Source organism: Streptomyces tropicalis (assembly GCF_029269835.1).
GTDB classification, from domain to species: domain Bacteria; phylum Actinomycetota; class Actinomycetes; order Streptomycetales; family Streptomycetaceae; genus Streptomyces; species Streptomyces tropicalis.
Window position 1 is genome coordinate 23,220 of sequence record NZ_JARJBB010000017.1, and the last position, 12,073, is coordinate 35,292.

Annotated in this window: 9 protein-coding genes and 1 pseudogene; 6 read left to right on the plus strand and 4 right to left on the minus strand. The window is 75.4% G+C overall.

All coding sequences use genetic code 11. From position 1 onward, the window contains the following. The first annotated feature begins 291 nt into the window (after positions 1 to 291). On the plus strand, positions 292 to 735 hold the full coding sequence (locus P3H78_RS25670; protein ID WP_276111525.1) for a hypothetical protein: 444 nt from the start codon (positions 292 to 294) through the stop codon (positions 733 to 735). On the opposite strand, the pseudogene P3H78_RS25675 reads toward P3H78_RS25670, so the two are convergent. Beyond that, a pseudogene (locus P3H78_RS25675) lies at positions 623 to 1,509 on the minus strand (DUF4184 family protein). The gene P3H78_RS25670 and the pseudogene P3H78_RS25675 overlap by 113 nt on opposite strands. Positions 1,510 to 1,850: 341 nt before the next feature. Between P3H78_RS25675 and P3H78_RS25680 the strand changes: the two are divergent. Beyond that, positions 1,851 to 3,623 (plus strand): lytic transglycosylase domain-containing protein, encoded by a 1,773-nt coding sequence (locus P3H78_RS25680; RefSeq protein ID WP_276111526.1) that lies wholly within the window; start codon positions 1,851 to 1,853, stop codon positions 3,621 to 3,623. Between the two features lie 58 nt (positions 3,624 to 3,681). On the opposite strand, the gene hrpB is transcribed toward P3H78_RS25680, so the two are convergent. Both hrpB and P3H78_RS25690 read right to left on the minus strand, forming a co-directional pair. After that, entirely contained in the window at positions 3,682 to 6,273 is a 2,592-nt protein-coding gene (gene hrpB, locus P3H78_RS25685) for an ATP-dependent helicase HrpB (protein ID WP_276111527.1), read from the minus strand. 399 nt (positions 6,274 to 6,672) lie between these two features. After that, positions 6,673 to 7,503 (minus strand): class I SAM-dependent methyltransferase, encoded by an 831-nt coding sequence (locus P3H78_RS25690; protein WP_276111601.1) that lies wholly within the window; start codon positions 7,501 to 7,503, stop codon positions 6,673 to 6,675. A 364-nt stretch (positions 7,504 to 7,867) separates the two neighbouring features. Here P3H78_RS25690 and rpsA point away from each other — a divergent pair, with 364 nt between their 5' ends. From rpsA to P3H78_RS25710, 4 genes are all read left to right on the plus strand, one after another. Then, positions 7,868 to 9,358: a 30S ribosomal protein S1 gene (gene rpsA, locus P3H78_RS25695; RefSeq protein ID WP_276111528.1), complete on the plus strand. Its 1,491-nt coding sequence runs from the start codon at positions 7,868 to 7,870 to the stop codon at positions 9,356 to 9,358. Positions 9,359 to 9,562: 204 nt separating this feature from the next. Next, a complete protein-coding gene (locus tag P3H78_RS25700) occupies positions 9,563 to 10,501 on the plus strand; it encodes a PAC2 family protein (protein WP_276111529.1) in 939 nt (312 codons plus the stop codon). A 109-nt stretch (positions 10,502 to 10,610) separates the two neighbouring features. Next, entirely contained in the window at positions 10,611 to 11,246 is a 636-nt protein-coding gene (gene coaE, locus P3H78_RS25705) for a dephospho-CoA kinase (RefSeq protein WP_276111530.1), read from the plus strand. Between the two features lie 50 nt (positions 11,247 to 11,296). After that, positions 11,297 to 11,677, plus strand: coding sequence for a tetratricopeptide repeat protein (locus tag P3H78_RS25710; RefSeq protein ID WP_276111531.1), 381 nt, complete (start codon positions 11,297 to 11,299; stop codon positions 11,675 to 11,677). A gap of 71 nt (positions 11,678 to 11,748) precedes the next feature. Here P3H78_RS25710 and P3H78_RS25715 read toward each other — a convergent pair whose 3' ends face one another. Further along, positions 11,749 to 12,015 carry a DUF6343 family protein gene (locus tag P3H78_RS25715; protein ID WP_276111532.1) on the minus strand — a complete coding sequence of 89 codons (267 nt, stop codon included), beginning with the start codon at positions 12,013 to 12,015 and terminating at the stop codon, positions 11,749 to 11,751. Positions 12,016 to 12,073: the final 58 nt, after the last annotated feature.

Genomic DNA, 12,073 nt, shown 5'->3' on the forward strand with positions numbered 1-12,073 from the left:
GACGTTCAGGGCCGGTGGACGGCGTCCGCGCGTGCGGGGCCGGTGGACGGCTCCGGGGCGTACCGGGCCGCTCGGCGGCTCCGGAACCCATGCGGGCCGAGGACCGGCTTCGGGGGGCCGCGGCGTCCCGGATCCGGGCCGGTGGCAGGGGCGGCGCCCCGGGCCGGGGCGGGGCGGGGCCGGAGCGGCGGTGCGTGCGGAGCCGGGCGGCCCCGGGCCGGGCCGTCGCCGTGTCACTCACGTGGCCCCCGCAGAGACGCAGCCGCCCCCGCCGCCCGCCAGGATGCGGGCATGGGTATACGCATGCTCAATCACCGCCCGACGGTGACCCGGGCAGTGGTCGGCACGGTCCCCGCCGCGCCGCTTCCCTCGCTCCCGGCCGTCTCGGAAGACGCAAGCACGGCCCGCATCCCCACCGACCTCGCCGCGACCCTGCGGCGCACGACGGCCGCCCTGCGCCGCCGGCTCGTCCCCGCCGCCCCCGGCCGGACACCACCCCCCTGGCGGCTGTGGGCGGACGTCGCCCGCGGCTACGGCGCACTGCTCCTCACCCGGCTGCCCCGGCCCGGCCCCGTCGGCCCCGCCGGCACCGTCACCGTGTTCGTCGTCGCGGCCCCCGCCGTCAGCGGCGGATCCGCCGCAGCGGCCCCGCACCCGTCCCGGCAGCAGGCGTCCCGGGCCCGGCGGCCGCGACGGCGGAAGGGCCGGGGACCGGAGCCGGACGCCACCGCCTGACCGCCGCCGCATACAGCAGCACCCCGGCCGTCAGCCCCGTCCCCGCGCCGAAGCACACCACCGGGACCACGTCCCCGGGCGTCGCCGGCACCCCGGCCGCCCACTGCCCCAGCACCCGCTGCCCGGCCCCGGCCGCCGCACCGCCGCAGACCACCGCCCCGGCCCGTCACCGCTCCCGGCCCGACAGCCACGGGATCCCCCGCCCCGGGCGCCCGCCGGCGCCCGGGGCGGCGCACGCACCACGAACGAAACGATCACCACCGCGGCCGCCGCGGAACCGCCGTACTGGAGGTACCGGTACAACGGTGTGCCCGCGAGAGGGCGGCCCAGCACCGGGAACAGGCTCATGCCCCACCGGTCGAGATGCGTGAACGCGTCCCACACCACGTGCGTCAGCGCGCCCAGCGCCGCCGGGACGTACCAGCGCAGCGCCGTCGCGGGACACGGCCGCGCGCGGGGCGCTCCGCACCGGGTCAGTGCCGCCAGCCGCGGCTGCCGTCGGAGGGGCAGCAGGGCCACCAGCGGTTCCCGCACCACGAGCCACAGCGCCACCGGCAGCCGGGCGACGAGCACGTCGACGGTGAACGCGCCGGTGAAGGAGTGCGTGACGCTGCCGAACTCCATCGCCCCCGGCACGGCGCTCGCCGCGTAGGAGGTCGCGTCGGGGGCGAAGGACCCGGCCACGAGCACCGCCGGCACCAGCCGCCCCCGCCCGGACCCGTCGTCGCGTGCCGCCGGCAGCACGGCCGCCGCATGACTGAGCGTGAACGGCAACAGGGCTCCTCGCGGGGGAAGTCGGCGGCGCGGACCGGGACGGCGGACCGCCGCTGTTCCCGTATGCGCGAGCCGCCCGGACGGCGGCCCGGACAACAGCACATGGCCAACCGGTGAAAAACGGGCACGAACGGGTCCCGGTACAAAGGAAGTTGTCGTAGGGTCGCCTGGGCCGTTCCGTCCTCCGGCGCGGTCGAACGGATGCACAGCACACGTGCGGGCGAGGACGGGACACCGGGACGGTTCCACCAGGGCAACCAGAACCACGGCTCGACCGTCACACCAGGGCGGACAGACGGACACGGACGGACGCTCGGGCGTCCACGGGAGGGGTTCACTCTATGGCGGCGCATTTCGGCAGGAGGCTGCGCAAGGGAGCGGCGACCACAGCCGTGGCCGCGGCAGCGGTCGCGGCCCTGTCCGCCTCCCAGGCCCCGGACGTCCCGGTCCCGGACAGCGGCAGACACACCGCGGCCGACGCCACGCCCTCTCCCGATCCCGCCTCCGGCGGTGGGGCGACCGGCAACTCGCCCTACTACACGGACCTGCCGCCGCTGCACAGCCCCGACCCCGCGCCCACCGCCGGCCCCACCGCCGGCCCCCTCGCCGGCCACGGCCCGGAGCAGGCCGGCATACCCGCCACCGTGCTCGACGCCTACAAGAAGGCCGAGGCCGAGCTGCGGACGTCCAAGCCGGACTGCCGCCTGCCCTGGCAACTCCTCGCCGCCATCGGCCAGGTCGAGTCGGGCCAGGCCCGCGGCGGCCGCGTCGACGCCTCCGGCACCACCCTCGCCCCGATCCTCGGCCCGGTCCTCGACGGCAACGGCTTCGCCCACATCAGCGACACCGACCACGGCGCCTACGACGGCGACAGCCGCTACGACCGCGCGATCGGCCCGATGCAGTTCATCCCGTCCACCTGGGCCTGGGCGGGCCGCGACGGAAACGGCGACGGCAGGAGCGACCCGAACAACGTCTACGACGCCGCCCTCGCCGCCGGCCACTACCTGTGCCGCAACGGCTGGGACCTGTCCGTCGACGCCGACGTCAAGCGCGCCATCCTCAGCTACAACGCCTCGCAGGACTACCTCAGCACCGTCCTGTCGTGGCTGCAGTTCTACCGCAACGGCACCCACAGCGTCCCGGACGGCACCGGCTCCCTGCCCTCCGGCCGCAGCGACGACACGCCCGGCGCAGGCCCGACGCCGTCGCCGAACGCGTCCGGACACGCCCCGCGGCCCGGGAGGCCCGGCACGCCCGCCCAGCCGCACGGCGGCACCACGGCCACGCCGTCCACGCCGTCCACGCCGACGAAGCCCACCACGCCGACGACACCGTCCGCGCCGCCCACCCCCACCGACACCGTGGACCACCTCAGGAGCACGGACACCGCCGGGCTCACCGCCATGGCCGGCCACTCCTTCGCGCAGCGGATCGGCACCCGCGCCGAGACCAAGGCGGGCAAGGCCGTCGCCAAGGTCAGGATCCGGTTCACCGTCACCGGCGACACCGACGCCGCCTTCGCGGGCGGGGAGAAGGCCGCCACCGTCGTCACCGACTCCAAGGGCGTGGCCGTCGCGCCCGCACTCCAAGCGGGCGAGAAGACGGGCGACTTCACCGTCCGCGCCGTCGTCGTGGGCCGCACGGTCTCCGCCCTCGACTACACCGCCACCGTCACCGAGCGCCTCGCCGACGCCCTCGCCCGCACCGACGACACCACGCCGACCTGCGCCCCGGGCGGGGAGTTCGCCGAGCAGATCCAGGTCCGCGCGACCTACAAGGGCGCCGCCGCCGACAGGGTCGCGGTCACCGCCACCCTGATCACCTCGGCCGACGACCCCACCGAGAACACCGAGGGCCCCTACTTCAAGGACGCCGACGGCAAGCCCGTACGCACCCTGAAGGACCTGGAGACCGACGCCAAGGGCCTGCTGACGCTGCCGAAGCTGTACGCCGACGACACCACCGGCACCTTCCTGCTCCGCCTCCGGAGTGCGGGCGGCGCGACGGTGACCGTGGAGCTGAAGGTCGCGCCGGCCGACTCCTCCGGCGACCCGTCGGGCGCCCCGTCCGGTCAACCGTCCACCAGCCCCTCACCCAGCCCCTCCGCGTAGCCGCCGTCCGGCGCCGGCCCGGGATCCCGCCCCGGCGCCGGCCCCGGGTCGGGAGCCGTCAGCGGCGGAGCCGCGCGCTGGTGTGCCGGGTCGGCTCCGCGCCCGCCGGGTCCTCGGGCCACGGGTGCTTCGGATACCGCCCGCGCAGCTCGGCCCGCACCGCCCGGTAGCCGTCCCGCCAGAACGAGGCGAGGTCGGCGGTGACGGCGGCGGGCCGCCCGGCCGGGGACAGGAGGTGCACCAGCACCGGCACACCGGCCAGGACCGGCGAGGCGTCCAGGCCGAACATCTCCTGGAGCTTCACCGCGAGCACCGGCTGCTCGGGGTGCGCGTAGTCGACCCGGATCCGGGACCCGCTGGGCACGGCCAGCCGCTCCGGCGCGAGTTCGTCCAGCCGGGCGGCCTCGCCGGACGCCCACGGCAGCAGCCGCGCCAGCGCCTGCCCCGCGTCGATCCGGCCCAGGTCCGCCCGCCGCCGGGCCCGCCCCAGCTCGGGCTCCAGCCACTCCTCCGCGCGCGCCAGCAGCGCGTCGTCGCCGACGTCGGGCCAGGGCCGCCCGAGGTGCAGGTGCAGGAAGGCCAGCCGCTGCCGCAGGACCCCGGCGTCCGGGGACCACCGCAGCAGACCCGGCCCCTCCCGCCGCAGCCCGTCGAGCAACGCCCCGCGGACCCGCCCGGGTTCGGGGTCGCTGAGGGGGCGCGCGTCCAGTTCGACCGCCCCCAGGCGTTCGACACGCCGCGCCACCACGTCGCCGTCGCCCCAGCGCACCTCGTCGCGCGTGCCGAGCAGCGCCCCGGCCGCGCGCCGCGCGACGTCCTCGTCCACCACCGCGCCGAGCTGCACGCGCGCGTGCCCCCGGCCCAGCGGCCGGTCCGCCACGGCGACCGCGAGCCAGGGCGCCCCACGCAGCGGGGACCCCTCCGCGATCTCGGCGCGGGTCCCGGACACCATCAGATACGACCCGCCGTCGAGCCGGGCGATCCGCTCCGGGAACGCCAACCCGGCGACCAGCCCCGCCACCGCCTCGTCACCGGCCGGGCCGCCCCCGGTCACTCCGGGCCGGGCTCCGGCCGCACGGGCCCCACCGGCCCCGCCCGTGGCGGTACCGGTCCCGCCCCCGGTCGCCGGACCCTCCGGCTCCGCCGCGTCCCCCGCCGACGACCGCAGCCGCCGCACCTCCGCCGCCCAGCGCCGCGCATACGCATCCCCTCCGCGCCGGGCCCGCCGCAGCGCCGCCGCGAGGTCGTCGCCGTACTCCCGGGGAGCCTCCTCCCCGAGCAGGGCCACGACCTCGGCCGCCCGCTCGGCCCCGACCACCGGCGCCGCGTCCAGCAGGGCCCGCCCCAGCCGGGGGTGCACCCCGAGCCGCGCCAGCCGGGCGCCGCGGTCCGTGGCCCGCCCTGCGGCGTCCACCGCGCCCACGGCCGCGAGGACCTCCCGGGCCGCCGCCATCGCCCCGGCCGGCGGCGGGTCCAGCAGCGCCAGCCCGGACGCGTCCGGATCGCCCCAGCACGCCGCCTGGAGGGCGAACGCCGTCAGATCGGCCACCTTGATCTCCGGCGCCGGGAAGCGCGGCAGCCGCCCGTCCTCCGCCTCCGGCCAGCAGCGGTACACCGTGCCGGGCGCCTCCCGTCCGGCACGGCCCGCCCGCTGGCGGCCCGCGGCCTGAGAGGCCCGCACCGTCGTCAGCGCGCTCAGCCCCCGCGCATGGTCCACCCGCGGCTCCCGGGCCAGCCCGCTGTCCACCACCACCCGCACACCGGGGACCGTCAGCGACGACTCGGCCACCGCCGTGGCCAGCACCACCCGGCGGTGCGCCGCGGGCGACAGCACGGCGTCCTGGACCGCCGCGGGCGCCCGCCCGTGCACCTGGAGCACCTCCACGCCGCGGGTGTCACCGAGCTGCCCCGCCACCCGCGCGATCTCCCCGACGCCCGGCAGGAAGCACAGCACGTCCCCGTCGCGCTCGGCCAGCGCCCGCCGCACCACGGACGCCACGTGCGCCGTCAGCGCCGGATCCACCCGCATCCCGTGCGGCGGCCGGACCGGACGCGCCGGCGGCGCCCACACCACCTCGACCGGGTGCGCGGCCCCCGCCGCCTCGACCACGGGCGCGCCGCCCAGCAACCCCGCCCACCCCTGCGCATCGGTCGTCGCCGACGCGGCCAGCAGGCGCAGCCCGGGCCGCAGCGTCTCCCGCACGTCCCACAGGAACGCGGCCGCCGTGTCGGCGTCCAGATGCCGCTCGTGGCACTCGTCCAGCACCACCACGTCGACCCCGGCCAGCTCCGGGTCCCGCTGCAGCCGTTGCAGCAGCACGCCGGTGGTGACCACCTCCACGCGCGCGCGTCGTCCCACGACGCGTTCGCCGCGCACGGTGAAGCCGACGCTCCGGCCCACCTGCTCGCCCAGCAGCCACGCCATCCGCCGGGCGGCCGCCCGGGCCGCGATGCGCCGCGGCTCCGCCACGACCACCCGGCGCTCCGGGCCGTCGCCGAGCAGGCCCGCCAGCGCGAGCGGGACCAGCGTCGTCTTCCCGGTACCGGGCGGCGCGACGAGCACGGCGGTGCCGTGGCCGTCGAGGGCGTCGCGCAGGGCGGGCAGGGCACCGCGCACGGGCAGCAGGTCCAGGGCGTCGTAGCGGATCACGCCCCCAGTGTCGTACGCCGCCCACCCGGCACGCCGGGCGCACCGGCCGCCGTCCGGTGTCCCCCGCCGGGCGTGCACGCTCCGCGACCCGGCGCACGGGCACGGCCCACGACCAACCCGCCCGGGCCGAACGTGTCGCACCGTCCACGGCGGCCCGCGTCGGACCGCCGGGCCCGCACCGCCCGCAGCAGCCCCGCCCGGTCCCGCGGGTGCGTGCGGCCCGTGGCGGCCCCCGTCAGGTACGGCAGGCCCGCTCCGTCCCGGGTGCCCGTCAGGCCCGGTGCGGCCGCACCGGGCCTGACGGGGCGGCGGCGCGCACGCGCCGCGGGTTTCCGTCCGCGCGGTGCCACGCACGTGCATCGCCCGCACGGCCGCCCGCGGCGCGCCCGCCCGGTGGTTTCAGTCCCTCTCGCACACGAAGACGGCCGTCCCCGGGATCAGGTTCCCGCGCAGCGGGGACCAGCCGCCCCACTCCGAGGTGTTCCACGCCGGCCACTCCGGCTCGACCAGGTCCACCAGGCGGAACCCGCAGGCCACCACGTCGCGGACCCGGTCGCCGAGGGTCCGGTGGTGCTCCACGTACACCGCCCGCCCGTCGTCGCCCTGCTCGACGTACGGCGTCCGGTCGAAGTACGAGGCCGACACCGTCAGCCCCTCCGGGCCCGGCTCGTCGGGGAAGGCCCACCGGATCGGGTGCGTCACCGAGAAGACCAGGCGGCCCCCCGGCCGCAGCACCCGGTGCACGTCGCGCAGCACCAGCCGCGGGTCGGCGACGAACGGCAGCGCCCCGTACGCCGAGCACACCAGGTCGAAGGAGCCGTCCGCGAACGGCAGCGCGCCCGCGTCGGCGCACACCAGCGGGAACGACCCGCCGATGCGCACCGCGTGCTGGAGCTGGCGGTGCGACAGGTCCAGGGCGACCGGCCGCGCCCCCTGCGCGGCCAGCCAGCGCGCGCACTGGGCCGCGCCGGCACCGATCTCCAGCACGTCCCTGCCCTTGAGGTCCTCGGGCGGGCCGAGCAGCTCGGCCTCCACCTCGTCGAGGCCCTCGGGGCCCCACACGAAGCGGTCGTCGCCGAGGAAGGTGCCGTGCTCGACCTGGTAGTCGTCGGCGTTGCGGTCCCACCAGCCCCGGTTGGCCCGGGAGCTCTCCGTGGCACCGGCCTCGCGGCGGGTGGCTTCCGGCTCGAATGCGTCGGGCTCTTGGATGACGGGCTCCCTCGTATTAATGTGCGGGCTCTCCGGTCCGGCCGGGCCGCGGACGTCGCCGACGGGGGCGACCCGGGGTGCGTGTGGCCTCGGGAGACAGAGTTTTGTGCCGGATTTGCGAGGATCGCCCCGGGTGTGCGCGTTCGCGCATTGACCCTGTCCGGCTGCGCCCGTATGCTACAAGTTGCGCTGCGGGCCTGCGCACCTCAGACGTAGCAGGCTGCGCTCGCATCTGTTGTATGTCCCCTCGGTTCTCGAGGCGCCACAGGACACCTGGTGTCCGTGCGTGGCGCTTCCTTGGCTGTCCGGCTTCTGCAGAGCGAAACGGGCTCCCGGCGTAAGCAGTACCTACGACTTCAATGTCCGTACCGGAGCCCTTTCCCACATGACGAGCAGCACCGAGACCACCGCCACCACCCCGCAGGTTGCGGTCAACGACATCGGTAACGAGGAAGCCTTCCTCGCCGCGATCGACGAGACGATCAAGTACTTCAACGACGGCGACATCGTCGACGGCGTCATCGTGAAGGTCGACCGGGACGAGGTCCTGCTCGACATCGGTTACAAGACCGAAGGCGTCATCCCGAGCCGCGAGCTCTCCATCAAGCACGACGTCGACCCCAACGAGGTCGTCGCCGTCGGTGACGAGATCGAGGCCCTGGTTCTCCAGAAGGAGGACAAGGAAGGCCGTCTGATCCTGTCCAAGAAGCGCGCTCAGTACGAGCGTGCCTGGGGCACGATCGAGAAGATCAAGGAAGAGGACGGCATCGTCACCGGTACCGTCATCGAGGTCGTCAAGGGTGGTCTCATCCTCGACATCGGCCTCCGTGGCTTCCTGCCGGCCTCCCTCGTCGAGATGCGTCGTGTCCGCGACCTCCAGCCGTACGTGGGCAAGGAGCTCGAGGCCAAGATCATCGAGCTGGACAAGAACCGCAACAACGTGGTCCTGTCCCGCCGTGCCTGGCTCGAGCAGACCCAGTCCGAGGTCCGCCAGACGTTCCTCACGACCCTGCAGAAGGGTCAGGTCCGCTCCGGCGTCGTGTCCTCCATCGTCAACTTCGGTGCCTTCGTGGACCTGGGTGGCGTCGACGGCCTGGTGCACGTCTCCGAGCTGTCCTGGAAGCACATCGACCACCCGTCCGAGGTTGTCGAGGTCGGCCAGGAAGTCACCGTCGAGGTCCTCGACGTGGACATGGACCGCGAGCGTGTCTCCCTGTCGCTGAAGGCGACGCAGGAGGACCCGTGGCAGCAGTTCGCCCGGACCCACCAGATCGGTCAGGTCGTCCCGGGCAAGGTCACGAAGCTCGTTCCGTTCGGTGCGTTCGTCCGCGTCGACGAGGGCATCGAGGGTCTGGTCCACATCTCCGAGCTGGCCGAGCGCCACGTGGAGATCCCGGAGCAGGTCGTCCAGGTCAACGACGAGATCTTCGTCAAGGTCATCGACATCGACCTCGAGCGCCGCCGCATCAGCCTCTCGCTGAAGCAGGCCAACGAGGCCTTCGGTGCCGACCCGGCCTCGGTCGAGTTCGACCCGACCCTGTACGGCATGGCCGCGTCCTACGACGACCAGGGCAACTACATCTACCCCGAGGGCTTCGACCCCGAGACCAACGACTGGCTCGAGGGCTACGAGAAGCAGCGCGAGGAGTGGGAGCGTCAGTACGCCGACGCGCAGACCCGCTTCGAGCAGCACCAGCAGCAGGTCATCAAGTCCCGCGAGGCGGACGCCGCTGCCGCCGCCGAGGGTGGCGAGACCGCCGCTCCGGCCGCGTCCGGCGGTTCGTACTCCTCCGAGGGCGGCGACAACTCCGGCGCCCTGGCGTCGGACGAGGCGCTGGCTGCCCTGCGCGAGAAGCTCGCCGGCGGCCAGAGCTGACGCTCGCCGCTGCGCGGTAGTCGCCGACGGAGGCCCGCACCCCCACCCGGGGTTGCGGGCCTCCGCCGTGCCCGCACCCCGCACGGTGCACGACAGGACGTCCACGGTCCGCCGCGTGCGGCCCGCGCCGGCCCCGGGCCGCCGCGGGAATGCCGCCGCTCCCAGGGGTGTTGACCGGTACGAACACAAGGAGGAGCGGTCACAGTGCTTGATCCGCAGGGTTTGTACGCATGGGAACCGAAGGGCCTGGCCGTCGTCGACACGGCGCTCGCACAGGAGTCGGCCGGCCTCGTCATGCTCTACCACTTCGACGGATACATCGACGCGGGGGAGACCGGCGACCAGATCGTCGACCGGGTGCTCGACGCGATGCCCCACCAGGTCGTGGCCCGCTTCCACCACGACCGGCTCGTGGACTACCGCGCCCGCCGGCCGCTGCTGACCTTCAAGCGCGACCGGTGGACCGACTACGAGGAGCCCGCCATCGAGGTGCGCCTCGTCCAGGACGCCACCGGCGCGCCGTTCCTGCTGCTGTCCGGGCCCGAGCCCGACGTGGAGTGGGAGCGCTTCACCGCGGCCGTACGGCAGATCGTGCAGCGGCTCGGCGTGCGCCTCTCGGTCAACTTCCACGGCATCCCCATGGGCGTCCCGCACACCCGTCCCGTCGGCCTGACCCCCCACGGCAACCGCAGCGAGCTCGTCCCGGGCCACCGCAGCCCCTTCGAGGAGGCGCAGGTGCCCGGCAGCGTGGAGGCGCTGCTGGAGTACCGCCTGACGGAGGCCGGGCACGACGTCCTGGGGGTCGCCGCGCACGTCCCGCACTACATCGCCCGCTCCCCGTACCCGGACGCCGCGCTGACCGTGCTGGAGGCCATCACCTCCGCCACCGGCCTGGTCCTCCCGGGCATCGCCCACTCGCTGCGCACCGACGCCCACCGCACGCAGACGGAGATCGAGCGGCAGATCCGCGAGGGCGACGAGGAGCTCACCGCCCTAGTCCAGGGCCTGGAGCACCAGTACGACGCCGCCGCGGGCGCGGACACCCGGGGCAACATGCTCGCCGAGCCCGCCGACCTCCCCTCCGCGGACGAGATCGGCCGCGAGTTCGAGCGGTTCCTGGCCGAGCGGGAGGGCGAGGGCTGAGCCCGCGGGCCCGCCGGGCGCACGGGGCCGCACCCGCACGCCGGGCGAGGCAGCCCGACCGCCGGGCCCGCCGGGCACGCCTCAGGGGCGAGGGCCTAAGCTTCCGATCATGCTGAAGGTGGGTCTGACCGGCGGCATCGGCGCCGGCAAGAGTGAGGTGTCACGGCTGCTCGTCGAGCACGGGGCCGTACTGATCGACGCCGACCGCATCGCGCGCGAGGTCGTCGCGCCGGGCACGCCGGGCCTCGCGGCCGTGGCCGAGGCCTTCGGCAGCGAGGTGCTCACCCCGGACGGCGCCCTGGACCGCCCCAGGCTGGGCTCCATCGTGTTCGCCGACCCGGAGAAGCTCGCCGCCCTCAACGCGATCGTGCACCCCCTCGTGGGCGCCCGGTCCCGCGAGCTGGAGTCGGCGGCCGCCGAGGACGCCGTCGTCGTGCACGACGTCCCGCTCCTCGCCGAGAACGGCCTCGCCCCGCTGTACGACGTGGTGATCGTGGTCGACGCGGCCCCCGCGACCCAGCTCGACCGGCTGGTCCGGCTGCGCGGCATGTCCGAGGAGGACGCCCGCGCCCGCATGGCCGCCCAGGCGACACGGGAGGAGCGCCGCGCGATCGCCGACCTCGTCATCGACAACGACGTGCCGCTGGAGCGGCTGCGGGAGCGGGTACGGGAGGTGTGGGACGAACTCGTACGCCGGGCGGCCGCGCCGCAGGGGGACCCGCCGCGCGGGGACGTGCAGGAATAGCGTGACCCCGGCGGGGCGTTGAAGCCCTCCAGCAAGGGAAGGACTCTGCCGTGCCCGACACCAGCGGTTCGACCGGACCCACACCGGAGACGCATGTCATCGACTTCCGTGCCGCCGAGCAGCTGCTCGCCGCGCGGGATCCGCGAGGCGCGGTGAAGCTGCTCGACGGCGTCGTCGCCGCCCATCCGGAGAACACGGCGGCCCGGCTGCTGCGTGCGCGTGCCTTCTTCGCCGCCGCGCAACTGCGGCCCGCGGAGCTGGAGTTCACCATCGTCCTGGAGCGGGAGCCGGACAACGCCTTCGCCCACTTCGCCCTCGCCCGCACCTACGAACGGCAGGGCCGCCACGACCAGGCAAGGCGCCACTTCCGGCTCGCGGCCGCGCTGGACCCCAACCCGGAGTACCTGCAGAGGGCGCGCTTCGACTCCTGAGGACGGCACGCCGGACGGTGCCGTGCCGCCTCGAGCGAGCGCTGCCCCCGCCGATCCCCCCTCCGGCGTCGTCAGGATCGCGGAGGCTCGGGCGGCCAGTACGGCGGGACGTCGCGGCCGGGCTGGTAGTGCGGCCCCTGCCGGATGTGGTGCACGATCACCGCGAGGTCGACCGCGATCACCAGCGACAGCACCCCGCAGGCGGCCGCCCAGCCGGGCCTGCCGACCAGCGCGAAGATCGCCGTGCCGAAGAGGGACCAGGTCAGGCCCCATATGCTCAGCCAGAACCGGGCCCGCAGCGCACTCCGCGCGGTCCTCGGTTCACTGCCGGTACGCATGGCCCGTCACCACTCCCGCTCGCCAACGTACTCCTGACGAGGGCCGTCACCAAGGGCC